Genomic DNA, 24,704 nt, shown 5'->3' with positions numbered 1-24,704 from the left:
TTTTTCATGACGGCGGAATGATTGTCTTAAGTAACAACTAAAAAGCTGCTAATATAAGGGGGCTTTGCCCCTTTTTTTAGTTTCACTGCCTTTTATAATTGATCCAGCATATAGCACCTAGGTGCGTAATTTCATTTCACCCGATGATCATTATCAGTCGTACTGTTTTCTGCTTTTAGACGCAAAAACACATAATCTAAAATTCTCTCCCGCGTGTCTATCCAAAAGCCGAGTCTCAACTCTATCAATCCGGAACATTTTATCGACGCCTGAGTTCCCCAGCTAACGTTAAGAAACCTCTTACTTGCTCTTTTATTTTTGATAAAACACCATCCAGGGTGATAACATGAGATTTGCTTGGGAAGAATTAATTATAATTGCATTCGGAATGATTTTACTGAGAATTTCAGGGAGAAAATCCATTGCACAAATGACCATCGCACAGACAATGGTGATGATTTCAATCGGTACGATTATCGTTCACCCCATTTTAGAAACTGGTTTATTGAAAACATTAATCGCTGCGTCTATCCTTTTTAGTGCTTTGATTTTGATGGAATGGTTTCAAGTAAAAGTAAGCTGGATTGAATTTTTTTTTACCGAAAAATCTAAATTCGTTATAGAAGACGGCCAACTCAATATAGAAAACTTAAAGAAGCTGAGACTGACAGCAGATCAACTCGAAATGCGTTTAAGGCTTCTTGGCATTTCAAAAATAAACACAATTAAATATGCCACTTTAGAAGCTAATGGACAATTAGGCTACGAATTAAAAGATGACTGTAAGCCTTTAACCATCAAAGATCTTAAAAATGTGATCGATCCAAAATTCCTTAACAATGAGTCTCCATCTCAAACAGAGGGTCAAGCCAATCTATTTGAGGAAATCAAAAGACATCAGACTCAGCACAAGCCAAAAAATCTTGAATAATTCGCTGATTAGTAAAACCTTTTGTTATTCAAAACCGAAGCCGGATCCAGACCGTTAACCGCCGATCATTTTTTACCGAAATCGGTTTATAAGAAACAAAAAAAGCATCTGAAGCAGATGCCTTTTTTCCGACGAGGTCCTTGTATGCGCCTGAATATGCTTTTCAGCCGCCTATACCCACCGTCGGCCTTAGCCATAATGTTAATCAGTTTGTTTTTATAAAATCATTGATTAATTGATCAGTCGTTAATATTGTGGCAAATTCATCATGCAATGTAGCCAGAGATATATTGTGAATAGTCTCTGCATCATAATATGTATCATTTTGGTCTCTCATCCCGAAGGCTGCTGTTGCATCTGAAATCAGGTAGGTATCAAATCCTAAATTACCGCTCATTCTTGTAGTTGTTGAAACACAATGGGGCGTAGTCAAACCAGTTATTACGACAGTTGTTATATCATTTGATTTTAAAATCTCTTCTAGATTAGTCCCGATAAAGCTGCTGTTTACTTTCTTGGTTATAATGACTTCTTTATCCATAGGTTTAACGATTTCCTTTATAGCAACCCCCTCATTTTTTGGATAAAATAAAGAACCAGGTTTATCAGAAATATGTTGTATGTATATGACTGTCCATCCTTTTTCTCTCCATAATTTCAGTATTTTACTAATATTTTCTTCCGCTTTTACGTTATTTCGTTCTCCCCATTTTTTATCATCGAAAGCTATTTGTACATCCACAATGATTAACGCTTTTTTCTTTTCTGCCACCAGATAACCTCCTATATTGAAAATTAGTATTTATAACATTTTAAATAAAGTTTTTACTTTTGTACAATTGTTTCAGTTTTAAATTTCATATCACACCTTTCCCGTTGGAAAAGCGCTGGAATAGCTAAAGCAAACACTCACTCAAAGGCTGCAGTTCACCAGAGGCCAGCAATAATCAACTCTTTTTCTCTATATACTTATCAGTATCCCTTTTGCCATCCACTCCCCTAACAAAATTCACGCTACGCTCACAAAATATTAACAAAAAACCCCTTGGTTATTTTTGTATTTCATGTAATAATACAAGTGTATTAAAAACAAAGGAGTGTTTAAAATGAAATTAAAAAAAGTTTTAACTGGTTCTGCCTTGTCTCTCACTTTACTCGTTTCCGCTGCCCCTGCTTTTGCATCCAGCCCTGGCAATACAAATAGCGACTCAACTCAAACAAAATTTTCGACACAAGCGACCAAAGATTCTTTTACAATGGATTACCTTCATAGATGGGATATCCCAAATACAACTGTTAAAAATGGTGTTACTTATTACCTTAAGAAAGTAGAGATAATCGAAGGGTTCTATCGCGCAACTTTTGAAGGATGGATTAATTAGAAGAAGGGGCTTTCCCTTCTTTTACTCTCTTTTGTAAGGATCGGTGCACAAGACACTCCCCCTCAGCGCCCATTCTGCAGTTGCACTTCGGCATCAGGCATTTCATTGCATGTCTAAACCAAGTTTCGAGTCATCACCGTCCGAACAATGATATTCGTTTACGATATAATCCCTCCATTCTCCTTTTTTCTCTTACATTTGGTCATATGTTCACGTACATATAGTTCGGGACGGTTTTCGATGAGATAAGACGGATGCCGCATCACTCAATTTGTTTTTTTTCAAACAATGAAACTACTAAAAAAAAGAGGATGCCTCGCAAAAAGTTCAGCAACTTTCGGAAGCATCCTCGATCTGGATAAAATAAGATGTTATTTTAAAGAAAACGGATCACTAACCCTCTTGAACCCTTGTCACATCAAGGGTTTTTTTCGTTTTAGGAATCATATTATAAACTATATTCAAAAGCACGGCGGTAAAGCTTCCGGCGACGATTCCGTTTGTGGTCAGCAAATTTAAGTAAGACGGCAGGTGCTTAAACATATCGGGAACGACAGTTACACCGAGTCCCAATCCGACCGAACACGCGACGATCAGAAGGTTTTCCTGCTTTTTAAAGTCAATTTGACTGAGCATTTTAATGCCGTAGGAAATGACCATGCCGAACATGGCCACCATCGCGCCGCCCAGTACTGAAGACGGGATGATGGTCGTGAAGGCTGCGATTTTCGGAAAAAGGCCGAAGAGCATTAAAAGTGCGCCCGTGACACCGATGACCGCGTTTTTCTTAATCCCCGTCAGCTGCACGAGGCCGACGTTTTGGGAATAGGCCGTATACGGAAAAGCATTGAAAATGCCGCTGATGAATACCGCCAGACCTTCCGCGCGGTAGCCTTTTGCTAAATCACGTTCAGACAGGCGCCGATTTGTCAAGTCACCGAGAGCGAAATAGACGCCGGTTGACTCAACAAGGCTGACAATGGCAACGATGGACATCGTAATAATCGGTGCCGCATGAAATGTCGGCGTCCCGAAGTAAAACGGTTTAATCATTTGAATGGCGTCAGCATTCGCCACATTGTCAAATTGCACTTTTCCCATAAAATAAGCGATGGCCGTCCCGATGACAATGCCGATTAAAATCGAAATGGATTTCAAAAATCCTTTTGTAAACCGATAAAGCAGCACGATGATGACAAGCACCGTAAATCCGAGGGCAAGGTTAGCCGGATCACCGAAATCCTTGCTGCCTTCCCCGCCGGCAATATGATTCATCGCGACCGGCATTAAGGTCATCCCGATAATCGTCACAAGCATTATAGTTTAAGTACAACAAAAAAGAGCCGGCTTAATGGCTCTTTTCTTTTGCTAATAAATTAGACATTACTTCATTCACTTTTAGATTCACTTTCTTAATTGCATCAGCCGATGGTTGATTCATGCTTTCAATCGTTATACGATATTTTTCTATTTCAAACGATTCCTTTGACGATGATTTAACGAATTCACTCATACAGCGCTCACACTCTGCTGTTCTTTTTTAATCAAATCATCGCAAAGCTTGTTCAAGTAATATGTATAGTTAACTTTTTTCTTCATCGAACGGACTTCTGTGCCGATCTCTTCGCAAATTGCAATTGGAATGCTGGATTTGTTTACTTTATTCCTATATGTATTTGCTAACTGATTTTCAGCTATGTTCTTATATGTAAGGAAATCATTAATATGTACGAAATAAACTTTGTTTTGTGGCTCTCTAAATTGAAACAGAAAACCAGGAATTATGTTTGGATACTGCGTTGCCTCTTTTAAGTGTTTAATCTGTTGTGGCTTGATGATCTTTTCACTGAAAGATACAGACTTGTTCTTTGTTGATTTAAGTTCAAAAGGAAATAAATATCCTTTAAAGTGCAGGAAGCAATCGTATTTGTTTTTTGATACAGCTGCTCCCCTTTTCAAAAACATTGGGTTAACATCTTTAATTCTATAGAAGAACAGCTTTTGATCTGCAGCTGATTTTTCTATATTTGCTTCAAAAACCTTACCTTGGTTTGTACCTCCCAATCAATCACTCTCCTAAAATATTGAAACTAAAATTGAAATTAGAATAAACCTTTGCTACACTGTTTTATGTTAATTAATATTGAAAGAAGTGTACGAAATGAAGCAATGGACACCCCTCCGCCCTCGTTTAAATGAATTAATGTTTGAATATGACCTCACAGTTGATGACCTTTTCAAACGCACAGGATATCCGAGACAACGTATCCACGATTATATAAGTGGAGCTAAAGCAAATATGAACTTAGCTACTGGCATGACTTTTGCTGATGCCATTGGTTGCTCAATTGAAGAGCTGTACGAATGGAACCACGAAGAAAGAAGAAAAGTTAAATCTTAATCCCTTTTCGAGCCCATCTGATTTCCTGCATCAATTCTTCATTATTATCTGTAAGGTTGATTAGGTTACGGTGGGCTCTTTCGTATTCTTTGTTCTCGAGAGCTTCTTTCACCGTACCCATTTGTCTTTCCATTTTGTTGAACAGTATTTGAATGTTCTTAAAGTGCTCAGTTATTACCCTCCACCTCCAATACACTTATTTTATTTTCACTCTAAATAAATGACCGATTTTATTTAAATATCTCACCTACCCTTGAAATGCTCTTTATAATCTTCATTTGATGTCTTCAGTATCTTCATTACCAAGAGCTTAAATTGCTCCCATGTAATTTCCAAGTACTGATGTAATTTTAAATCACTATTGCTCTTATGCCATTCATCAACTAAATGATCAAAATTTTCTTTTGTGAGTTTCATTGAAATAACCCTCCCCAAATCACTCCTGCTGCAATAGCAACAATGAATACTGAAACAAATTTTATTACACCAATATAAACAGCAAATTTGATATCCCCTTGAGAATCCATTCTTGCTAACAAAACAAGCCCAAATGCAACAAACAAAATCCAAGCTGTAACGATCATCTACTTAGAACCTCTTCCAACTGTATATCCGCCGGCAATGTCATTTAAGATCGTGGTACCATAAGAAACCTTTTTACTCTCATTCTCTTTATTTATTGTGTAATTAATGAAATCATCGAACTGGTTTAAATACACTCCGTAAGCTGTGTTACTCAGTTTATAAACGGTATCGTCACTTGGTTTCAAAAACCAGCTATCAGTACCTTGTCCATACACTTCAAAAATTTGAACAATTTCGTCCTTATACTCAAAGTAAGCCAGCTTATTTTCAAGTTCACATTCCTCATCAACTGGATTTCCTACATGATTTGTCGCATATTCCATCATTGAAGTAAGCATGTAGCCTAATTCAACGTCCGAGAAACTTAGTTGAGGTTTAGGTGTTCCGTAATAAATATCTGCTTCATTTAGAGATCCCCTTTGATTAACTTCTTTAATGATCTCTTCGATAGCTGTGTAGCCTTCATGAATGATGAATTCCCTACGTTCCTCATCTCTTCGTTTATACTCCTCTAATAAACTTGTTACCTTAAACTCTGTATTCTTCATCGAATTCCTCCCTGCTAATTCATTGTGAAGATTGTTGCCCAACCTTCTTTATTTAAAATAAATCACATGGTCTTCCCAGTTATAGTCATCATCATATTGACCGTCTTTATAATAAAACGGAGGAACTAGCTTCATTAATATCCATCCCATAGTTTCGGGATCATTCGTTAAAGAAATGTCCACATAAACCCTTGTGTATCTGTATCCTCGACAATAATCACTGAATTTTCTTGCTTCAATTGTTTTCGTGGGTGTCTGAATGAATCCCGATCTATTGATGAGGATTTCTTCATTCAATTCTGAAACAATTGATTGCAACTTATTGACGGCTTTTTCTTTAGTATCTGAATAAATCATGATATTACGATGCATTGCATTTAGACTCATTGGACAACCTCCAACTGTTTGCAAATGTTAGCATATTCTTGAATGCTATTAATGATCGTGATGATCCAACCCCTCACCTCTTCCGGTTCTTTAAAATCCATCTCACTTTTAAGACAGTATTCATCGATCTCAATCATTGCAAGAAATTGATCATTGCTTGGTAAATTTTCAAAATCAATGCTCTTTAATCTTGGAATGCCCTTTACCTTAATCCATTCAATAAAGGAATGATCAACATTGTTCTTTGTTGCAGCGATTTTTAAAAACTCATGAACATCAGAAGAGTTCCCAATATTGAAATAAATGTGAAGACTCTTCTTCATGAGATCAAATAATCTCAATAGGACTTCATCAATTTTATTGTCTGTTTTAGTCTTGAAGTTTATATCAAACCATTTTGAAGAGTTTTCATTATTCATTTAATCCCTCCAAAAATCATGTTTTTCAATGACTGTTATACCGTCAATGCTTCTTTTCGTGTTTTGATTTTCTAATTTTAATAATGCCTTTCTAGACTTTTCGTCATTAAAGACCTCTTCCAGATTTAATAGTCGTGTCCGCTGTTCCTTAGTCATTGCTTGAGTATGTAAGTCAGTAATTTTATTGTTGTTTGCTGCTTTTCTAAATTCGTAGTATTTGGGTGGATTATATAACTTAAACCATTTTTCAACTTTAATCGGTGACAATTGCCCAAAGCCAAACTTAATTAACGCTGCCTTTTTGCTTTCCGGATGATTCATTATTTGTTCATATATAGTCAAAGGTTCAGTTAGTTCACTAGACACTTTGAAACCCTCAATTAGAGAACCGTTATTAAAATGAATATTTACCTTTGTTGATCCATTATGCATGACTGGTTATCCTCCTTAAACGCTCGACTTCGGCAACCAACCATTCTGCAGCAACTTATGTGAATTTTCATCACCTTGGTCGATTTAACTTGTCGAGACCTTGCTTAATTTCTTCAAATTCAATTTCTTTCATTGAAGCTTATCCCTTGTAAATGAAATCAAATTTTAATCTGTTGTAATCGTAAATGAACCATTATCTTCATCTAGAGTAATAACAATTTCACGAATACCATTGCTGCAGTCACTAAATTCTTGCATTTCCCTTCCTAGTTTCTGAAATTGATTTAGCCAATTCCTCCGGTGTATTTGCCCCTCTTTGGGTACTCATTATTAAATTCTCTCCCTTCCGATAAAATCAACATTTTATTCATTTACAGCAGAAGTCCAATTTTTACATCATCGACGTAATCAAGATCAAGTGTTAGTGTTTTACCTATTCTCAAACCCAACGAGTTTTCACTGTCGTTTTTAATTATGATATGCCCTGTGTCAAAGTTGATAGTTGCTACTTCAAACCATGAATTATTGTATAATGCTTTTCCAATCACAATAGCAATCCTCCTTTCTGAATAAAATTAGAATTTCATTTGATTTCAAATGTCTTCAGCTCAAACATTTTATACGTATCGACTTGCTTACCTGGTATCTCATTTACTCTAGGATACATATCATAGTCATATGGATATCCAATGCAGTTCATGTGAAAGCTCGTTCCTTCTTTATAAAACTCAGCTTGCAAATGATCGTGTCCACAAACCCAATGTTCAGCATTAATAAATGGCAAATCGACCATATAGCAGCTGTTAGGCTCAAACGGAGAATAAGGATTGTGAACAGGTGGGACATGAGATACAAATACATCAATATCAGAGTTTTCAAGAGTGTCATACCAGTCCATTGATTTTTTCCACATTGCTCTTACTCCATCTTCTTTGCTGTATCCATTAAGGCTGATGTAGTTTGAATCATTAGAGACACCTTTGAAGAAATCCCATCCTTCATTTCCTTTTGGAAGATACCACATGACATCTCCAGCAAAGACTTTTCCTTTGTATGTATCCGTAGACTTTATTAATGGAGTGACATTATTGATGTCGGCAGCCTTCTGAATTAAATCATTCACCCTCCCTAAAGAATCGGAATATTTTCGGCGCTGATTCTTACTGAGTAAATAAAGATCATGATTACCATATGTGAAGTAAACCTTTTCATACTGCTTTGCTACTTCATCAAGTACCCACAGTGTCTGTTGATTCCACTCAGTAAAGTCACCGGCAATAATTAATACCTCACCATTTCCATTCGATATTAACCTTCTAATAATCTCCCTTGTTCGCTTTTCCCATTTTATCTGGTTATTGTTCCAAGGTATCCAGTGATTAATATGCAGATCTGAAACATAATCGATTTTCATTTTATCCCCCTTCTTTGTTTAAGTACGTGTTAATTCATGCTCCATGACCAATTGACATTTAAATCCCCTCACTTTAAATTAATGTGTATATTTACAAAACATCTCCACACAATACAATTGAACAAGCTTGTTTACATACAACTTTAGGAGATGATCATATGGCTCAACAAAACAGATCAAACAACAGCAATGAATTACTTGTGCCTCAAGCTGCTGGTGCCCTTGAACAAATGAAGTATGAAATTGCTTCTGAGTTCGGTGTGAACTTAGGGCCTGAGACAACTAGCCGAGCAAACGGTTCAGTAGGTGGAGAAATCACAAAACGTTTAGTTCGCCTAGCCCAACAAAGCATGAATGGCCAATTTCATTAATGTATGAGGGGATTACTCCCCTCTCTTTTTATGCTCCTCTTCCAAATCCATAAAGTACTACTGGCATTGTATTCACCTCCTTTAGTGAACAAATGTACTTCGTCTAACCAGCTCGTCTAAAACGATTTGAAGTTTTCTTCTTTGGTCTTTTATGTATGCATTGTTATCGGTACGCAATCCATCATTAATTCTATTTTGTATGTCTGTTTTCAGTCTCTCTAAGCTTTCAATTGGTAATTTTTCTAGACTAACTTTATATGATTGATTCATTTTAATAGCCCCCAGCAAAAACGAGTGAAATTATCAATAACCAAAAGACTGCTCCAGAAACAGCAAGAAAGCTTTTTGCAATACTCATAAACTCTTGAAAATCATTCTTCAACGACTCTTTCACTGCATCACCTTCTCTTTAAAATACAGATTTCATAAAGAATTATGTCCAGCACAGTAATTGCAAAACGCTATTCCGTTGTTAGTTGCCCAATCTTCCCCCAATTCATCGCCACACTCAGCGCATCGGCAGCTCGATATTACTTCGTTTAGAAAAGAAATTTGATCAAGAAGTTTAGGAATGTCTTGATGTGCGTTTGCGATGAAGTCTGCGTCCTCTTTGTTCTCCAATTTATGAATGAGGAATGTAACCTCGCTATATTCCGTTTCAATATCTGAAAATATGCGATAGTAAGTTCGGTGATCCATCAGTCCGTCGTTTTCCTCTGCGACCCATTTACCGCCTGTCGCTTTTGTCGCACGCTGACGGATTTCTTCGAGTTGACCTTTCGCTAGTTTACCGCTCATCTTCCGACCTCCTCACGTAATGCTTCAATTTCGTAAATAAGGCTCCAAACGTGATGATAAAGGTGTTCGGGTACGCCGAGTTTTAGCACCGATATTGATTCGTTTAATTCGTACGGTGTTGGTCGTTTCACTAACCATTCACCCCTTCGATTTCGATTCCGAGAAGGTCAAGTGTATTGCATATTCCGGTTAATACTCCAGCATTATGGCGTTTAGCTTCAATATCCCCTGCTACATACCTCTCATCCCGCGATCTTTTTATATGCTCATAATAGTCCCGTAGTTTTTCCTCAGGCGTCGGTTCAGATTCATAACCGTTAATTAATGCAGCAGCTAATGTTAATAGATCAAGATTATATAAACAACCACTTCTATTATCGCCAACTGTTAAGCTATCATTTGTATATGATAGTAATATTCCTTCATCGCTCAATCTTAATCGGAGTTCTTCTATAGCCTCTGCCTGTTCCTTCGTGATTGTCGGCTTCATTTTAACGCCTCCTTTGCGATTGTTTGAATAAGATATACCGTATTTGAATACTGCATGATATCTGGTTTTATAATATAAGTACCGTTAGCAACCGAATTATCCTCAACGTAAAAGTTATCAGCGAGCTCCGTGATTTCCTGAAAAGACGCCTTCAAGCGTTCATTCTCGCCAATCAAATTCGCCACTGTACAACGTAGTTGTTTGACTTCCTCAGTCATTGGTTCCGTAAATAAATCCTCTGCAGAGATTTCTCTGTCAGCTCCATCCTCGTTTATGATGTAAAGACCGCCCTTTGCACCAGGATCATCATGTCGCATTTTAATCGCAAGTTTCTGGGCACTCTCCTTAATGCGTTCATTATTAAACTCAAACCCTTTCATACGCCCACCTCTTCACGTGAGTCGTTGATGATTTTTGCATAATGCGATGGGTACTGTATAATCCTTCCCGGCAAATGCGCATTTAGACTTCCTGCTTTTAAAGAAATAACGGGCTTTTTCTCTATTTCTCCGCTATCTAATGTAACTTCTATAACATCGCCCACACGAACTTCAGTCGGCTGCGGAGCGTTCAAGTATTCGTCCAGTACCGTCAGCCCCAAAGCACGTCTTAGCGCAATCGCCTTTCCGATGTGAACGTTGAAACAGTCGTCCGGTGCGGCTTTGGCGATTCCTTTTTCTCGTAATTCACTACGAACACGCTGACTTTTTCCGAAGACCAGAGCGACAACGGTACGCTTCTCTCGGTTAACAACGAACTCTACACGATTTGTACATTCCCGCATCGTATAATTACCGTAATAGACCGGGCATATCGAGCCAGCATCCTCAATCAGTTTCTCAACGTCCGCCTTCGCCTGCTCAACGATTTCATCACGGCGGGCTTGAGCGCTTTTCTCCGGCTTCCATAAACGTTCCTCTAGTGTTGTACATACCGGAGTCGTTACCGTATTTACATCGCCAGATATAATAACAACATCTTGATTCGTTTTTGCATAGTGAACAACGAATCTATAAGAATACGCGCCGCCAATAACAATATCTCCAAAACGAGATTTATAACCGAAATATTTATCGTCCTTCTTTTCAAATACCGTATTCGCATTATTGATCACCGTTTGATTTACGTTTTCCATTCCTTATCTCCTCCACTTACAATTAAATTAATTTGATCCTCAATTTCTTCAATAAACCCCTCTAAAGCTGCTTCATCAACCATAACTCGTTCATCATGGACTTTGATAATTTCTTTCATTCGGTCATCCATATTTCTAATTTCTTCTGCTTGCTGCACAGTAAACATTGCTCTGTATTTCTTTATGTATAAAAGAAAATCTTTGAGTACACCGATCTCCCCAATTTTGTGGAGATTGGAATCTTCTTGTTCCACTTCTAGCCGGAGTAAAGCTACTTCCTTTTCTAAAACATCAACTTCAAGCTGTTCTTTCTTTGACAACAATTCTCGCTCTTTTTGTTGCAATCCGTCACCTCCTTATAAGGATTAAATATGTATTTACAATGTGAATGTGGATTATGGTTTTAAACTGATTCATACTGTAAATGCTTGTTTTTCTTTTTGCTAATTTTATATTCCGCAATCTTCAGTGATTCAAGAGTCAATCCGTTATTGTTTAAACTCCCGAAAAGTGTGTTCATTAATTGGAGCTCTTGTTTTAAGTTTCTTCTCTTTCTCAATATCTTTTGACCTTTTAACGAAAGATGATATCCCTCTGATGCATTAAATTTGTCCTCTTCTAGCTTGTGATAAAATTCATTGAGCTCTTTATCAACTTTCCCCAGCTCTTTATAAAGGTTATCAATTTCATTTTGAAGTCGTTGTTTAGTCTCCTCAATTGCAACAAGAGGTTTGGAAATGGAAACAAGATAATCTTTTGCAGTTTTCATAACGCCACTCCTATTTATTATTTTATTTTTATTCTAAAAGTATGTAAAAAAAAGACAAGCTCTTAACTTGTCTTTATCTTATCATTCAGCCTCTCAAAAGTCTATAACTATTTTATTTTTACTCTTAATTATTTTGAGTAAGTTACAAATGAATAATTATATGTGGTATTGTTTTCTGCTTTTCTGTGAACCTTTTCAATTACTCTCCAGTCATCATTTAACCTTGGAAAATATGAATCTGCCTTTTCAGCAACTGAATCAACAATCGTCAAATAAACCTTATCAGCATGTGGTAAGAATGCCTCGTATATAGCACCTCCACCAATGACCATTACCTCTTCATCTGTATCCAATTGTCCTCGTATGAGCTTTAATACATCATCAATCGAATGATAAACAAATGAAGAATGATCAGGTTTGTAATCCTTGTTTTTAGTTAATATGATATTCCTTCGATTCTGAAGTGGTTCTCCTGTAATGTTTACGATCGATTCATATGTAAGCCTTCCCTGAATACACAGCTTTCCTGTAGTAAGTTCTTTAAAACGTTTCATGTCTTCTGGAATATGGTAAAGCAAATTATTTTCATATCCAATGGCCATTGATTTGTCGCAGCAAGCAATAAGAGATAGCATTATACTGCTACCTCGAAGTAAAGCTTGTCTCCATGCTTATAATTAACCAATCTGAAATCATCAATTGTGAAATCATAAAAGTCCTTTACATCTGGATTAATCCATAGCTCAGGTGCTTCATATTGCTCTCTGTCCATTTGAATTTTCAAATTGTCTATATGACGAGTGTACACGTGACAGTCTCCGATATTGAAGATATACTCACCTAGCTCATATCCAGTAATTTGAGCAATCATACGCTGCAATACATTGTACTGGAATACATTAAACGGATTCCCGAGCGCAAGATCACTACTGCGACAGAAAACTTCTAAATGCAACTTCCCGCCTTTTACAAGCCATTGAGTACCATAGACACAGGGCGTCAATGCCATCGAGTCTAATTCATCAGGATTCCAAAGCGTAGTAATATGTCTGCGTGAAGATGGGTTGTTTTTTAACTGATGGAGAAGATAGTCAACCTGATCAACCTTTTCACCGTTTAGCATTCTGTTCTTCTTACCAAGCTGATAGCCATAGGCATTGCCGATCGTACCGTCTTCTTGTTTCCATTGATCCCAAATATGCACGTCCATCTTGTTTAATTCGTTAACATTGTTTGATTTAAACTGCCATATCCAAAGTAATTCCTTGATTGCCGTTTTCCAGGCAACTTTTTTAGTCGTTAAAATCGGTACTTCGGAATTATCAAAGCGCATTTGCTTACTGATTACACTTAATGTATGTGCTGGTGTTCCATCTGTATCCCACTTGGTTCTGACATCGAATTCTTCGTCAGATGCCCCATTATTTATTATGTCATTTATGATTGTGTTGTACTGCTTATCAAACTGAGTCATAATTCTATTCTCCTTTATCTAAACCAACTGATAATAAAGTTAACTACGAAGATAATATTACCGCAAACAAACAACATGTACACGAACTTGTTTTGCTTATTGTTTGAGTCACCGTCCAAAACTTCAAGAATTTTAAACATTGTTAAACCGGTATAAATTAAAGCAAAGGCTGTCCAAGCTAACATTAGCAAGTTACCATGCGTGATCAGTCCAATAGTAGCCAAGGGGATAATGAACGAAATCCCCTTGAACAATGTTATAACATACACTAAGTTCTTATTTTTCTTCAGATCCTTATACGGTGATTTAGAAAGCATATGCTTAACTTTAGCGTATACGTTCTGTTCTCCTCGTGAAATGAGTATAATTTCATTAATATTTAATGCAAATAAGTATGCTGCAAGTATTAACGTAAAGTATGTAATTACAATACATCTCCTTATTTTATTTTTTAGAGCAGAGGAATTAAATCCAACTGCTCTGGTTAAGTTTATCGATAGATTGGGCCGTAGCAGTTTCTATGACACCATTCAGCATTACCATGAGTTTGGTACATACATTGTTGAAAACATCGTTCAGCACTATTCAAGTAAGCAATGTATGGTGAAAATTGTGGCAAGTAATTCAAAGTATACAGCGACGGTGTGTACCATATTGGATATTGTCTAAACACATTAAGACCTCCAGTTGTTCAAAGTATTCAATGTATTGTATTTAAGCTCACACCCAACCGATACTTGTCACTGTTTATATAGGCTTGTTTAAAGTTTAAATATCAATCAAACAACTCTCCCGCCCTCTTCATGTCATTGATTTCCTCACTTACACTTTCTTTGATTGCGTGAGGTAACTGATCAATTCCCCGTTGTATTCTTTTCTGACCTGTATTTCTTATATGTAAAGTTAATTCTTTAAACCCTTCCATTGATTCATCTGAAATTAAATCAAACTGATGTTGAATCTTAGCTAATAAGCTTATGTATTCTTCTTCATCTTCACTGAATAATGCCAATCCTTTTTCAAGCTCAGCAATTTTATGAAGATGTTCTTTAATTTTATCTACATAATTGTTCACTGAATCTCACCTCACTTTTCTATAAAAGTCTTCTTTTATAGAGATGTTCGTTCAATCGACACCCTTTGGTATCCCTAAGATCTTTATCAACTTTAGTCATCACAATTTCGCTTGTTTCTAAATTTTGAACTTGTACATATTCCCTTTCCTGTCTACATGATAGTGTCCTTTTGGATAATATACATGTCCATCTGCATTTACCTTATCAATTACATTAAACATGAATTCGCCCTGTTTTATATTCCCTGTCATCCACGCCTTTTTGCGTAATCTTTTTTTCATCCAGCATCTCCTTTGTAGGCATAATTGTTGAGTTTTTTGAGTATTTTAAGTTGTACCCTGGCTGAGACCCTCCACTGACAAACATCATGATCAAAGCCAGGGGTTTAAACTAATAAATAATATCTGCCACGTATTTAGACCAAGATTCTAAACGATTAAATACTAATGGATTATCAAAATCTTGTTTATTTAACCAAAAGCCTTTTAATTGATCTGTTTCTCTTACAGATACCTCTGCATTTTCAGGCAGTTTAACAATAATCATTATGCCTAAATGAACTTTCCCCACTTCATTTAAGTCATCGTTTATCAACCCCACAACTTCTAAATTTAAATTGGAAGTTGAGATAAACACCTCTTCTGAAAGCTCTCTCCTTAAGTTCTCATCAATAGCTTCCCAAAAATTTGTTGCTTCAGTTAAATTCATGTGCCCGCCAACACCAATTGATAATTGATCATGAAGCCTCTTTTCCCCGCTTTTTCTTAACCGCTCGTATGCAAATACTCGGTCTCCTTTTTGTAAAATGGCATAGGGAATTGGTTGCTTACAGCTTTGATCCCTCTCAGCATCTCCCCTATTCATAGTGATCATGCTTTCAGCGAGATTTTCGATTATTTGATCAACCTTGCCTAGATCAGATTCAATTCCTTGAAAGACTAGTTCTTCATTATCAAATACTTTATCTCTAGGTGCTACAACAATTACTTCATCCATTTTCCCCATTTAACATTCTCCTTTTGTTTTATTATGTGAAAAATCTATCCAAAAATTAAATAGGCCGCCCAACATGAATATCGTTGAATAATCCAGTCAATATGCTTAATCTTACAGAAGGTTATCCAATCCATTATCAACAAAGGTATTACAGTAATTAAAAAAATTAAAAGCAGTATGTACTTCCACCATGAAATCTCGTTAATATTCCAACCGAATATGGTTAGCCCTCCCCTAAGGAAATTATCTTTTATTGTAATCCCTTTAGTAGTTCATCAAGTTCTTCAGGCTTAAATCCAACACTACGCTTTACTTCTTCTTGCTCATTCAGCAGTATAGTCACCGGTACACTCATTACCTCAAATTGCGCTGCCACTTCTGGCTTCTGTGTTACATCAAATGTCTCATATTCGACTCCTGCTTCGTTTAAATAATTGGATACCATTTTGCAAGGATTGCAATTCGGTTGTTCTAATTTAATCAGTCTCATGAAATAACTCCTTTGCTATCGAAAATGAAATCCGTGTCCCTTAATGATTCTACTGTTGCTTTTTTATAGCCAACGCCCTTCATTGAAAAGAAGTCATGTGATTTAGTCTTTGTGCTCAATCCATTAATAACAATTGGATTAACATCCTCTTCTTCAAACCAATGATCAAATCCAAGATTGTTTAATGCTTTATTTGCGTTGTATCTGATGAATTTCTTTACATCTGGAGCTAAGCCAACCTGATCATAAACATCTTCTGTATACTCTAATTCATTTTCATAAAGCTCCTGTAGAAATCTTAAAGCCCATGCATACAGTTCTTTTTGCTTGTTAGGAGTTTGTTTCTTGTATATCTCTTGAGCTAATAGACCGACGTAAACGCCGTGTATCGCCTCGTCTCTAATACCCCTAGTTCAACCGAGTTCGCTACTCTCGGCTCGTTGCCCTGTTGCAACCGCCTTACGTTACCGTAAGGAGCAGACTATATCATCATCCCTGTAGGATGCCTCCCGTTTCGATTTAAGGGGTTCTCACCCACGCCAATAGCTTGCGCCCTACTCGTTTTGCGGAATTTCGCCGCCTATGCGATAGTCGTTGAACGTTCTATGCGATCCCATAAAGTCTTCCATCTTCTTTTATGTCGAACCAGACTAACGTAACGAGGATGAAGGCTGTATTTTTCACCAGCTTCAACATTGTTCATTCCAGCAAGCAAATCATAGATTAAATTTGTTGCCTCTGAGTCTGTGAGCTTTGACATTGAATTACTTTCTCCAGGTTGTCCTGACATTAATCCAATTTTCATTGCGTGTAGAGTATTTTCTTTAGGTGTAACTATCTCTAAATTCCGAACGTGATTGTTTAGTTTATTTCCATCTATGTGGTTTACAAACATTCCTTTTGGTATTTCATGAATAAAATATTTTGCGACTAACCTATGTACTAAAAAGTTCTGTGTTCCTTTATTCGGATGCGTGTATCCTATCATTTCATAGCCATGTGGAGTAATAAATGTCTTTCTTGGTTTCTTTAATTTTTTTGATATGATAACTCCCGTTTCCGTTATCCACCAAGGTGCTTCTTCGACTTCTTTCCTTATCATTTTCACCTCCTTTGGGTTCGCATAGCTTCGCTGCTGATTGTCCTAAAAGGATTTTCCAGCAATTAGAGAGGTTCACATTTGCCGTTGCCGACAAAAGGGACTATTAAATAATCAGGTTAATAATCTCTCCGCTCTGCATGAGCTTCCCTTGTCCATAAAAGTAAAGTGGATAATAAAACCCTGAGTAGAAAAGGAAACTCTCCAGAAACACAGATGCAACCATTGCTTTGAATAAGGAAATATCATCGTTTTTCTGAACCGCTTCATAAATCGAAACAATTGTTTTTGCTTTCTTTTGAAGAAACCTATTGTTTTTCACCCATTCGAAGACTTCATTGATCTTCTCGGTTGGAGCCAAAGTTAGAAAGATGTTGCTGTAAGATTTTGCGTGCACCGCGTTTTCCATCATCGCCATGAAATTAAGAACCGCTTTTCGCTGATGGCCTTCGACGTGCTCGGCCACAATCGGCATGCCTGTGTTCCCCTGCTCTGTGTCCAATAATGTAAGCCCAGCTAAAACTTTCATATAAGTATCTTGTTCCTTTGTTCCAAGATACTTCCAAGTGAGAAGATCGCCGTTTAATGCGATCTCTTCCGGAAGCCAAAACTGCTTTACGTTTTGGTTGTAAAACATTTGGGTGAAATCATCTTCATGCTTTGACCAGTTTGCTGCTGTATATTGCGTCAATTATTAGTCCTCCTTCTTAGATATAAACTCTTGTTCAATTGTGAATTTCCCTTCAGGCAATATAATAGGTCTATCATCAGCAGACCTATAATTAACATCAAATAATACGTTGTCGTAAGTTAGTGCGTGTTTATTAAGGGTTTTAATACATCCGCCCTTTAGGTGACACCCAATCAGTACTGACTTTTTTCTTTTTCTCAAATACCAAACTGCCAATGAACTTAACATCTTTCAGCGCCTCCTCGCTTAAACCACGCAACTCAAGCACGAATCCTGCCCTGTATCCTTCGTTCGAGCATAATACAGCGTCTTAATTCCTTTATGATGCGCATATAAGTCGATCCGGTTTAAATCTCTTGTCGTCATCGTATCTTTCAAGAACAGCGTAAATGAAATCCCTTGATCGACGTGCTGCTGAATAGTGGCAATAAGATCAACTACCTTAAACATATCCATGTCGTATGCTTCCTTATAAAAGAACCAATTCTGAGCCGATAAACCTGGCATTGGATAATATGTCTTACTGTTTCCGTATGTACGTTCCTCGATTCTCTCCATAATCGGCATTACACCGGCTGTAGATGATTGAACATATGAGATGCTTCCAGTAGGTGCAACAGCTTGCCTATACGAATGATACAACCCATATTTCATAACATCCTCTTTAAGCTTCATCCAATCTTCAATGTTAGGAATATGTTGATCTCCAAACAGGCTTTTAATCTTTTCATATTTAGGGCTATAATCAATTGTCACGTACTTATCAAAATACTCGCCTGATTTGTAAGTTGATCCGTGAAACTTGTAGTACGTCTCCCCTGTTTCTTTTGCAATTTCCATTGAACGTTGCAGGGAGTAGAAGTTAACCATCATAAAGTATGTATTTGCAAAGTCCTTAGCTTCTTCACTTTCATAAGCAATTTTATTTTGAGCTAAAAAACCATGTAGATTCATCTGCCCAAGACCAATTGATCGCATTAGTGTATTTGCTCTCGCAACAGCTGGGGCATTTACAATGTTTGTTTTCCTTGTAACAGTCGTTAGTGAGTCAATTGCTATTCTAACCGTGGAAGCAATTGATTGATTGCTCATTACGTTTACAATGTTCATGGATCCAAGATTACATGAGATATCTAAACCAATTTCGTCTTCCTGATCGTAATCTGTATAAACTGAGACTTGTGATGCTTGGAGCACCTCTGAACAGTTGCCAGTAACAATCCCATTGAAAATCAGAGAGTGATAGTCTTCTTGTGTTGTATCATAAACATCCTCAACACCATCTTCTTCAATACTAATAATTTCAGCCGTAAAATCATGCTTTGGCTTTCTTGAAGAAGGTTGCAATGTCTCAGTTAGCAAATTGAATTTATAAATATCGTATTCTTTCATTTCAACAATGCTCATAAACAACTCTCTTGAGTTTCTATCTTGAATACTGATTTTGTGAGTTGGCTTTACATTGTACAGCTTAGAACCACCTTTCCCGTCAGGAAGGAGTTCTTGTGAACGCTTATTGTTAGAATAGATCGTTGTATAAACACCCATGTTTAGTAATAGCTTCTGAACGTCCTGAAGGCTCTCATAGTGAATGGATGTTAACTCAATTGTTAATGCTTTGGCTTTATGATTTGCATTTACACACCCATCAGTCTGGAATAAACCTGATAAATAAGCTGCTTGCGTTTCCTTATTAGCTTGAAAAATGAATTCTGGGACTCTTGTTTTAGTTTCTTTGTCCATACCGAACTTCTTCAAGATGTCGAATAAGACTGTACTATTCATGTAGAGTAAATCTTGTTTTTCTGGATTAGCCATATTAAATGTTGGAGCCAGTGAAGTATTGTGTTTATAAGCACGATCGAGCTTGTGTTTTTGAATAATACGGTGAACTGCATCAGTAACTTTCTGCTCAAGAACTTTTTTGTTATCGTATAAATAAATCTTGGCAGTTTTTTCAGTAATGGTTCCATCCCCAGCTATAATGCCCATGATGTAAGCAAGATCTGGCTCATGAATGTCGCCGTATGCTCCCTCACCTGATTGAACTAATAATTTATCGCCCGTTTTTAGCTGATTCAATTGGAGCTTTTGAATTTCACCGTCCCTTTTCACATAGAATTTGTGCCACTCAGTTGTCCTTATTTCATATCCTTGCTTCGTTTTGACTTTAAATATTCCCGCATCTTTTTTAGTCAATTGCATTGGAATTGCATCTACTATTGAAGTACCTTTGCTGCCAACTGCAAAATCTTTTGTTCTATTATCAATGACCACTTTAAGCTCATTCTGCTTTTTGTAAAGATCAGCTGCTTTTTCATATCCATTCTCAGTTAAAAGAAGTGTTTCTCCAGTAACGCACAAATTAGAAAACTTCACTTTTGAAATATGTTCATTTGGATGGACTGTATTTACATTGTCAGCAAACATGATATAAGGATAGCCAGATTCACTTCTTAGAATGGCCAATTGCTCTAACAGCTTTCGAGCATTCCCTTTTGCTTTTCTAACTTTAGGGTTTTCAACAAGCTCATCATACATTTTGTTGATATCCATCTCATCAAGATACTGCCCATATTCTTTGTAAACTGAATGAGGATAGAACATGTAAAAATCCTTATCTTCTCTTGCCAATTCAATAAATTTATCAGGAAGCACTACACCAATAGACAGTGTTTTAACTCGGACATCTTCATCTGCTGAGATTTTTTTGGTATCCAGGAAATCTGTAATATCTGGATGGAATACATTTAGATAAGCTGCTCCAGACCCTTGCCTTTGTCCCATTTGATCTGCATATCTAAAAGCATTATCCAATAGTTTCATAACACCTACGACGCCTTTAGTTGCATTCTCTACGTCTTTAATCGCTTCACCCTTGGCTCGTAATTTGCTTAGGTTTAATGCAACGCCGCCGCCCAATTTAGACAGCTGCATGGAAATATCGATCGCCCGTGAAATATCATTCAAACTGTCTCCCACTTCAAGCAAGAAACAGCTTACCATTTCACCTCTTCGCTTACGTCCTGCATTAAGGAAAGTAGGCGTTGCCGGCTGATACTCTTGTTTCATCATGGCGTGTACTTCCTCAATAGCCTTATCATAATCACCATCTGCACAATACAAAGCTACAATTGAGACACGATCCTCATATCTCTCTAGGATCTTTGTTTTATCGTTTGTCTTCAATGCATAGTCATTGTAGAACTTGAAAGCACTCATGAAAGAAGGGAATCTGAATTTGTAACTGTAAGCAATCTTATAAATTGATTTAATCTGCTCAAATGTGTATTCGCTTAAGAATTCTTCTTCGTAATAATCATTTTTAATCAGATAATCCAGTTTCTCTTTTAAGTCATGGAAAAAGACTGTGTTTTGATTAATGTAATCAACAAAGTAACTGTGTACGGCCTCCTTATCCTTCTCAAATTGAAACTTACCGTCTTTCTGAATCATGATCTCATTATTGAGCTTGATCCACTTTGGTATTGTGTTTGTCAATAAGTTGTACCTCCCGATTAATCTTCTGCAAATCTTGTTTTGTTCCACTTAGTTCAAACTTTAATAACAATGGTACGTGGAACATTGCTGAAAGCTTCTCCCCAGCTAAACCATAGTTATCACCCCAAACCTTGTTACCACTCACAACAACCCCTTTTATTTTACTTTTATTCTTGATAATAAAATTCAAAGTCCTTTCAGGTACTTCCCCAAAGCCTATCGTATATGTAATATGTATAAATTCTTCTTCAATGATTAAGTCATCTGTAATTTCAATGACATCGAAGTTTAACTCCCTTTGTAAAGCTTGAGCAAACCTTTTCACATTACCTGTCTTGCTTTCATATGTAATAATCAATATTCTTTATATTCTCCGTTAACCAAACTGGTGGTGGTTGTTTCTGCTTCATTTTCAGCATGATGAAAAGCTTCAGACATTTCTAAATTAATGTCTCCCATTTCCTTGTAGCCTTTAGCCATCTTAACTCTAAGAGGGGATAAGTCCTCCATCTCCAAATCAACTGGTACATATTTATGCTTTTGACTCTGCGGGATAACCATTTGGTTTCCATCTAAGTCAGTTGCAATAAGCTCTCCTTTAAAAACCGTAAACGACTCACCATTTTGCATATGTATTTTCGTATTATCTTTCGCATCATCTAAAATCACCAAGTCACTACGCTTCACGTATAACTGTTTAGCAGCTCCCATTCCACAACTCCCTTTTCTCTATTTTTTGTTTTTATCTTTTTCGTGTCTTACGTCCAACTCATCCATATCATTGAGAATATGGTTAATAACAACATCACTGAACTTACCGAATGCCTTATATCCAATTAACTTGCTTCTCAAATCTCTCCACTTTCTTGCTGCACTCATTTTGCTTCCCCTTCCTTTGAAACTGTGATTTTATAGAGTTATTTCTCTTACAATAAATGTCCATCCATTACAACTATACCTTCTTCTCTGCCTTTTAAATTGTTTGTAATCTCATCTTTAAAGAAGAATCCTTGTTCAAATCCAGTTCTATGAATGTAGGCTTTTACTGCATGTTCTAATGAAACTTCCTGCATTTCTTTGCTAAGATTCTCTTCATCATCGGCAACTCCTTCTGTATACAACTTCATTGCCTTTTCTTTTGTATTTGCCTTGATTAATGCGTAATATGGATCACTTACCTCAAACAATTTCATCATATTTCGTCAACTCCTAATCTATTTTTGTGAATCTCATAATCTCTTCGCCATCAATAACCACTCTTCCAAAGAACATGTCTTTAGGTCTTGCCCAAAGAACACCGTCTTGGTCTTCATATGTAACCAGCTTTTCTTCTGTTTCAGTGTGGATGACCTCTCCAATAACCTTATAAAGACCGCCTTTATAATGTCTAAACCGACAACCGACTACATCGTATGTATCCTTCAAAGCATTCAACAACTTCTGTGCATCTTGAGCACTTTTTGAACTGCTGTCATATTTGTTGAGATGTAAAACCGCTTCCTGCATTTTCAAATTCACTTTGTTCATCCTTCCCGGTTCCTCGAAGTGCATTAATTCTATTCACCATTTCTCTAAGCTCTTCAAGCTTCACTTTTGCATTTTCATATTCCCACTCTGGATAATACAAAGTTTCCAGCTCCAAAATTCTTCTCTTGAGTAGATGGAGAACTTCTGATAATACCTTATCCATTCCAATTTCCTCAGCAGTTGTGTTTGAATTTATCAGAGCTTCTCGAATACGTTGAGACTGCCTTTGACTTATACTAATGTCTAATCAACTCCTTAAAATCATCCTTTTATGGAGAGCGAATGAATGCCCGGTACGCCCTCAATGCTCCGAAATGGACTGAGTACATTAAATTCTATTTCCACCGCCAAATCTCTGTCTGAGTTCGTTTGGATTTTTTCGATTTTCACGTAAACCTCGTTTGTTTCATCCTCAAGGCTAGTCATTTTCATTTTATAAGAACCCTTAAATACCCCGCCTAGTTCAACCCATTTATACACCAATGAATCAACACCAAACCTTAATGTGATTTTATCTTCGTTTTCAGTTGCCTCTACATTTCTGTAATGAAGAACCATTTTTGTTTCATTTGGCAAATGTTTATTTAGTGTTTCTTCATATAAAGCAATTTCTTTTAAGATCATATCTGACTCTCCTTTTGCAAAATTGGTTTAAAGCCACATTTTTTTATTTAAAATACTAAGTTGCCCTCTCTATCAATAGCTTTATATGTATTCACATGCTCATTACTGAAGATGACTAGTGCATTAGGGAATGGAGCATTAATTTTACTCCCTCCAAACTTTAGTCTGTGTCTAATGAATAAGATTTCACCTTTCATACAGTATTCATGCCACCAAGCAGAACAAGTTCTTGCAGGAACAAGACAAACTGCAATTTCTGAATTCCCATTTTCAACTTCTTCATAAGCTTTTTTAATCCACTTTTTAATTTCCCTTCCATATGGGGGATTCATCCATACCCTACCAACCCATTTTTGTTTCAATCCATCAATTTCAGGAGTAAAGAAGTTTTTACACTTAGCGTTTGATGGCTTGGCACACACATCAAGATTTAATTTATACCTTTCATTGATTTTATTAAAAAAGTCAATTGGGGTTGCCCAGACATCTGTTCGTTCCTCTGGGTTAAAAAATACCCCCTGGTTAAAATTTGTTTTAGTCTCTATATTTAGTTCCCCCTCTGTTTAGATAAAATAAAACTTTTATTTAGACTTCAATCAACTGATTCGTATCTAACCTTTGGATAGGTTGTTTTCATATAAACTTTTTTCATGCACAATGGGCATTGAAACGGATATTTCGGTGGGCTTGATGTGAGCATCATATTTGAAAACACAAGCTCTGGAGCCTCTTCGCATTCATCACAATGTAACGTCTCTCTAAAAACTTTAACTTGCTGCGATTTAATCATATTCAGATTCCTCCTTCGTTAAATAAACAATGTACTGACATACAGAACAATCAATGCAAAAGCTGAATGAAGTAAAGACTTACCGGCTTTCTTGAAAATGTTCTCATCTTTTTCCTGATCTGACCGTTTTACACCTTTGACAAATACGTTGAGTAAAACACCAATCACAAATGCATGAGGTAAAGTGATATGGGTATTTTGAATGTTGTATGTATCAATAAGCAATGGGTTTAACACATGATTCAATCCATAATAGACAACTAGTGACATAGTCACTGCTTCAACAAAAATGAGTAACCCCACTACAATCAGAGAACCTGATCCGATAAAGAAACCGTTCCAAATATTTTTTGTATCCTTATTCAATAAATATC

At 36.7% G+C, this 24,704-nt stretch carries 40 protein-coding genes and 3 pseudogenes; 4 read left to right on the top strand and 39 right to left on the bottom strand.

What is annotated here, in order from left to right; genetic code table 11:
• The first annotated feature begins 346 nt into the window (after positions 1–346).
• Positions 347–931 (top strand): DUF421 domain-containing protein, encoded by a 585-nt coding sequence (locus ACWJJ4_RS13955; protein WP_454021730.1) that lies wholly within the window; start codon positions 347–349, stop codon positions 929–931.
• Positions 932–1,136: 205 nt separating this feature from the next.
• On the opposite strand, the gene ACWJJ4_RS13950 is transcribed toward ACWJJ4_RS13955, so the two are convergent.
• Positions 1,137–1,703 carry a cysteine hydrolase family protein gene (locus ACWJJ4_RS13950; RefSeq protein ID WP_070082006.1) on the bottom strand — a complete coding sequence of 189 codons (567 nt, stop codon included), beginning with the start codon at positions 1,701–1,703 and terminating at the stop codon, positions 1,137–1,139.
• Positions 1,704–2,037: 334 nt separating this feature from the next.
• On the opposite strand from ACWJJ4_RS13950, the gene ACWJJ4_RS13945 reads away from it, so the two are divergent.
• The gene (locus ACWJJ4_RS13945; protein WP_070082007.1) at positions 2,038–2,313 is read left to right on the top strand and encodes a hypothetical protein; all 276 of its coding nucleotides are present in this window, start codon (positions 2,038–2,040) and stop codon (positions 2,311–2,313) included.
• Positions 2,314–2,706: 393 nt separating this feature from the next.
• Here ACWJJ4_RS13945 and ACWJJ4_RS13940 read toward each other — a convergent pair.
• Together ACWJJ4_RS13940 and ACWJJ4_RS13935 are read right to left on the bottom strand one after the other, a co-directional pair.
• Positions 2,707–3,627, bottom strand: a pseudogene (locus ACWJJ4_RS13940) (nucleobase:cation symporter-2 family protein); the annotation flags it as partial.
• 195 nt (positions 3,628–3,822) lie between these two features.
• Positions 3,823–4,377: a Holliday junction resolvase RecU gene (locus ACWJJ4_RS13935; protein WP_169539312.1), complete on the bottom strand. Its 555-nt coding sequence runs from the start codon at positions 4,375–4,377 to the stop codon at positions 3,823–3,825.
• A gap of 97 nt (positions 4,378–4,474) precedes the next feature.
• Here ACWJJ4_RS13935 and ACWJJ4_RS13930 point away from each other — a divergent pair, with 97 nt between their 5' ends.
• Positions 4,475–4,714 (top strand): helix-turn-helix domain-containing protein, encoded by a 240-nt coding sequence (locus ACWJJ4_RS13930; RefSeq protein ID WP_014470254.1) that lies wholly within the window; start codon positions 4,475–4,477, stop codon positions 4,712–4,714.
• A gap of 243 nt (positions 4,715–4,957) precedes the next feature.
• Here the strand turns inward: ACWJJ4_RS13930 and ACWJJ4_RS13925 are convergent, their stop codons facing one another.
• From ACWJJ4_RS13925 to ACWJJ4_RS13890, 8 genes are all read right to left on the bottom strand, one after another.
• Positions 4,958–5,131, bottom strand: a complete 174-nt coding sequence (locus ACWJJ4_RS13925; protein ID WP_454021729.1) for a hypothetical protein — start codon at positions 5,129–5,131, stop codon at positions 4,958–4,960.
• A complete protein-coding gene (locus tag ACWJJ4_RS13920) occupies positions 5,128–5,298 on the bottom strand; it encodes a hypothetical protein (protein WP_263625200.1) in 171 nt (56 codons plus the stop codon). The genes ACWJJ4_RS13925 and ACWJJ4_RS13920 overlap by 4 nt, the downstream gene beginning before the upstream one ends.
• On the bottom strand, positions 5,299–5,847 hold the full coding sequence (locus ACWJJ4_RS13915; protein ID WP_454021728.1) for a hypothetical protein: 549 nt from the start codon (positions 5,845–5,847) through the stop codon (positions 5,299–5,301).
• Positions 5,848–5,895: 48 nt separating this feature from the next.
• Entirely contained in the window at positions 5,896–6,234 is a 339-nt protein-coding gene (locus tag ACWJJ4_RS13910; RefSeq protein ID WP_077722354.1) for a hypothetical protein, read from the bottom strand.
• Positions 6,231–6,653 (bottom strand): hypothetical protein, encoded by a 423-nt coding sequence (locus ACWJJ4_RS13905; RefSeq protein WP_454021727.1) that lies wholly within the window; start codon positions 6,651–6,653, stop codon positions 6,231–6,233. The genes ACWJJ4_RS13910 and ACWJJ4_RS13905 overlap by 4 nt, the downstream gene beginning before the upstream one ends.
• Entirely contained in the window at positions 6,654–7,085 is a 432-nt protein-coding gene (locus tag ACWJJ4_RS13900) for a hypothetical protein (protein ID WP_454021726.1), read from the bottom strand. It abuts the gene before it with no gap.
• A gap of 371 nt (positions 7,086–7,456) precedes the next feature.
• Entirely contained in the window at positions 7,457–7,633 is a 177-nt protein-coding gene (locus ACWJJ4_RS13895; RefSeq protein WP_454021725.1) for a hypothetical protein, read from the bottom strand.
• A 35-nt stretch (positions 7,634–7,668) separates the two neighbouring features.
• The gene (locus ACWJJ4_RS13890; protein ID WP_407632945.1) at positions 7,669–8,499 is read right to left on the bottom strand and encodes a metallophosphoesterase family protein; all 831 of its coding nucleotides are present in this window, start codon (positions 8,497–8,499) and stop codon (positions 7,669–7,671) included.
• A 158-nt stretch (positions 8,500–8,657) separates the two neighbouring features.
• Between ACWJJ4_RS13890 and ACWJJ4_RS13885 the strand changes: the two genes are divergently transcribed.
• Complete coding sequence (locus tag ACWJJ4_RS13885) at positions 8,658–8,870, top strand: alpha/beta-type small acid-soluble spore protein (RefSeq protein WP_042976081.1); 213 nt, start codon at positions 8,658–8,660, stop codon at positions 8,868–8,870.
• An 81-nt stretch (positions 8,871–8,951) separates the two neighbouring features.
• Here the strand turns inward: ACWJJ4_RS13885 and ACWJJ4_RS13880 are convergent, their stop codons facing one another.
• The 28 genes and pseudogenes from ACWJJ4_RS13880 to ACWJJ4_RS13745 all read right to left on the bottom strand — a co-directional run bounded on the left by ACWJJ4_RS13880 (position 8,952) and on the right by ACWJJ4_RS13745 (position 24,696).
• The gene (locus tag ACWJJ4_RS13880; protein ID WP_046559719.1) at positions 8,952–9,140 is read right to left on the bottom strand and encodes a hypothetical protein; all 189 of its coding nucleotides are present in this window, start codon (positions 9,138–9,140) and stop codon (positions 8,952–8,954) included.
• Positions 9,141–9,293: 153 nt separating this feature from the next.
• Positions 9,294–9,668: a hypothetical protein gene (locus tag ACWJJ4_RS13875; RefSeq protein WP_454021724.1), complete on the bottom strand. Its 375-nt coding sequence runs from the start codon at positions 9,666–9,668 to the stop codon at positions 9,294–9,296.
• Positions 9,665–9,799, bottom strand: coding sequence for a hypothetical protein (locus ACWJJ4_RS13870; protein WP_454021723.1), 135 nt, complete (start codon positions 9,797–9,799; stop codon positions 9,665–9,667). Before ACWJJ4_RS13870 ends, ACWJJ4_RS13875 begins: the two co-directional genes overlap by 4 nt.
• Entirely contained in the window at positions 9,799–10,158 is a 360-nt protein-coding gene (locus ACWJJ4_RS13865; protein WP_454021722.1) for a hypothetical protein, read from the bottom strand. Before ACWJJ4_RS13865 ends, ACWJJ4_RS13870 begins: the two co-directional genes overlap by 1 nt.
• The gene (locus tag ACWJJ4_RS13860; protein ID WP_454021721.1) at positions 10,155–10,538 is read right to left on the bottom strand and encodes a hypothetical protein; all 384 of its coding nucleotides are present in this window, start codon (positions 10,536–10,538) and stop codon (positions 10,155–10,157) included. Before ACWJJ4_RS13860 ends, ACWJJ4_RS13865 begins: the two co-directional genes overlap by 4 nt.
• Positions 10,535–11,293, bottom strand: coding sequence for a hypothetical protein (locus ACWJJ4_RS13855; RefSeq protein WP_454021720.1), 759 nt, complete (start codon positions 11,291–11,293; stop codon positions 10,535–10,537). Before ACWJJ4_RS13855 ends, ACWJJ4_RS13860 begins: the two co-directional genes overlap by 4 nt.
• The gene (locus tag ACWJJ4_RS13850; protein WP_206583911.1) at positions 11,281–11,637 is read right to left on the bottom strand and encodes a hypothetical protein; all 357 of its coding nucleotides are present in this window, start codon (positions 11,635–11,637) and stop codon (positions 11,281–11,283) included. Before ACWJJ4_RS13850 ends, ACWJJ4_RS13855 begins: the two co-directional genes overlap by 13 nt.
• A 59-nt stretch (positions 11,638–11,696) precedes the next feature.
• Positions 11,697–12,062 carry a hypothetical protein gene (locus tag ACWJJ4_RS13845; RefSeq protein ID WP_454021719.1) on the bottom strand — a complete coding sequence of 122 codons (366 nt, stop codon included), beginning with the start codon at positions 12,060–12,062 and terminating at the stop codon, positions 11,697–11,699.
• 128 nt (positions 12,063–12,190) lie between these two features.
• A complete protein-coding gene (locus ACWJJ4_RS13840; RefSeq protein WP_454021718.1) occupies positions 12,191–12,697 on the bottom strand; it encodes a dihydrofolate reductase in 507 nt (168 codons plus the stop codon).
• Positions 12,697–13,536 (bottom strand): thymidylate synthase, encoded by an 840-nt coding sequence (locus tag ACWJJ4_RS13835; protein ID WP_454021717.1) that lies wholly within the window; start codon positions 13,534–13,536, stop codon positions 12,697–12,699. The genes ACWJJ4_RS13840 and ACWJJ4_RS13835 overlap by 1 nt, the downstream gene beginning before the upstream one ends.
• Before the next feature lie 775 nt (positions 13,537–14,311).
• Complete coding sequence (locus tag ACWJJ4_RS13830) at positions 14,312–14,611, bottom strand: hypothetical protein (protein ID WP_454021716.1); 300 nt, start codon at positions 14,609–14,611, stop codon at positions 14,312–14,314.
• A 117-nt stretch (positions 14,612–14,728) separates the two neighbouring features.
• Positions 14,729–14,893 carry a hypothetical protein gene (locus tag ACWJJ4_RS13825; protein ID WP_172424409.1) on the bottom strand — a complete coding sequence of 55 codons (165 nt, stop codon included), beginning with the start codon at positions 14,891–14,893 and terminating at the stop codon, positions 14,729–14,731.
• A gap of 109 nt (positions 14,894–15,002) precedes the next feature.
• Positions 15,003–15,617: a hypothetical protein gene (locus tag ACWJJ4_RS13820; protein ID WP_077722340.1), complete on the bottom strand. Its 615-nt coding sequence runs from the start codon at positions 15,615–15,617 to the stop codon at positions 15,003–15,005.
• Between the two features lie 241 nt (positions 15,618–15,858).
• Entirely contained in the window at positions 15,859–16,098 is a 240-nt protein-coding gene (locus tag ACWJJ4_RS13815) for a thioredoxin family protein (protein ID WP_079005128.1), read from the bottom strand.
• A pseudogene (locus ACWJJ4_RS13810) lies at positions 16,095–16,502 on the bottom strand (ribonucleotide-diphosphate reductase subunit beta); the annotation flags it as partial. The pseudogene ACWJJ4_RS13810 and the gene ACWJJ4_RS13815, both read right to left, overlap by 4 nt.
• Before the next feature lie 176 nt (positions 16,503–16,678).
• Positions 16,679–17,200, bottom strand: a complete 522-nt coding sequence (locus ACWJJ4_RS13805; protein ID WP_454021715.1) for an HNH endonuclease signature motif containing protein — start codon at positions 17,198–17,200, stop codon at positions 16,679–16,681.
• Positions 17,201–17,306: 106 nt separating this feature from the next.
• Positions 17,307–17,888: pseudogene (locus ACWJJ4_RS13800) on the bottom strand (ribonucleotide-diphosphate reductase subunit beta); the annotation flags it as partial.
• Positions 17,889–18,134: 246 nt separating this feature from the next.
• Positions 18,135–21,389 carry a ribonucleotide reductase N-terminal alpha domain-containing protein gene (locus ACWJJ4_RS13795; protein ID WP_454021714.1) on the bottom strand — a complete coding sequence of 1,085 codons (3,255 nt, stop codon included), beginning with the start codon at positions 21,387–21,389 and terminating at the stop codon, positions 18,135–18,137.
• Positions 21,352–21,747, bottom strand: a complete 396-nt coding sequence (nrdI, locus tag ACWJJ4_RS13790; protein WP_326998158.1) for a class Ib ribonucleoside-diphosphate reductase assembly flavoprotein NrdI — start codon at positions 21,745–21,747, stop codon at positions 21,352–21,354. The genes ACWJJ4_RS13795 and nrdI overlap by 38 nt, the downstream gene beginning before the upstream one ends.
• Positions 21,744–22,100 (bottom strand): hypothetical protein, encoded by a 357-nt coding sequence (locus tag ACWJJ4_RS13785; RefSeq protein ID WP_326998157.1) that lies wholly within the window; start codon positions 22,098–22,100, stop codon positions 21,744–21,746. Before ACWJJ4_RS13785 ends, nrdI begins: the two co-directional genes overlap by 4 nt.
• Before the next feature lie 18 nt (positions 22,101–22,118).
• On the bottom strand, positions 22,119–22,268 hold the full coding sequence (locus ACWJJ4_RS13780) for a hypothetical protein (RefSeq protein WP_154066726.1): 150 nt from the start codon (positions 22,266–22,268) through the stop codon (positions 22,119–22,121).
• A 47-nt stretch (positions 22,269–22,315) separates the two neighbouring features.
• Positions 22,316–22,585 (bottom strand): hypothetical protein, encoded by a 270-nt coding sequence (locus tag ACWJJ4_RS13775; RefSeq protein ID WP_454021713.1) that lies wholly within the window; start codon positions 22,583–22,585, stop codon positions 22,316–22,318.
• A 13-nt stretch (positions 22,586–22,598) separates the two neighbouring features.
• Positions 22,599–22,907 carry a DUF1653 domain-containing protein gene (locus ACWJJ4_RS13770; RefSeq protein ID WP_234419465.1) on the bottom strand — a complete coding sequence of 103 codons (309 nt, stop codon included), beginning with the start codon at positions 22,905–22,907 and terminating at the stop codon, positions 22,599–22,601.
• Complete coding sequence (locus tag ACWJJ4_RS13765) at positions 22,861–23,079, bottom strand: hypothetical protein (RefSeq protein ID WP_154066725.1); 219 nt, start codon at positions 23,077–23,079, stop codon at positions 22,861–22,863. The genes ACWJJ4_RS13770 and ACWJJ4_RS13765 overlap by 47 nt, the downstream gene beginning before the upstream one ends.
• Before the next feature lie 98 nt (positions 23,080–23,177).
• Positions 23,178–23,540: a hypothetical protein gene (locus ACWJJ4_RS13760; protein WP_077722328.1), complete on the bottom strand. Its 363-nt coding sequence runs from the start codon at positions 23,538–23,540 to the stop codon at positions 23,178–23,180.
• A 47-nt stretch (positions 23,541–23,587) separates the two neighbouring features.
• Positions 23,588–24,085 carry a DNA N-6-adenine-methyltransferase gene (locus ACWJJ4_RS13755; protein ID WP_077722327.1) on the bottom strand — a complete coding sequence of 166 codons (498 nt, stop codon included), beginning with the start codon at positions 24,083–24,085 and terminating at the stop codon, positions 23,588–23,590.
• 47 nt (positions 24,086–24,132) lie between these two features.
• Complete coding sequence (locus ACWJJ4_RS13750) at positions 24,133–24,330, bottom strand: hypothetical protein (protein ID WP_454021712.1); 198 nt, start codon at positions 24,328–24,330, stop codon at positions 24,133–24,135.
• Positions 24,331–24,348: 18 nt separating this feature from the next.
• On the bottom strand, positions 24,349–24,696 hold the full coding sequence (locus ACWJJ4_RS13745; protein WP_454021711.1) for a hypothetical protein: 348 nt from the start codon (positions 24,694–24,696) through the stop codon (positions 24,349–24,351).
• Positions 24,697–24,704: the final 8 nt, after the last annotated feature.

Source organism: Bacillus sp. JK62 (genome assembly GCF_053663455.1).
The sequence above is the reverse complement of the archived record's forward strand: the minus strand, read 5'-3'. Positions and strand labels throughout refer to the sequence as shown.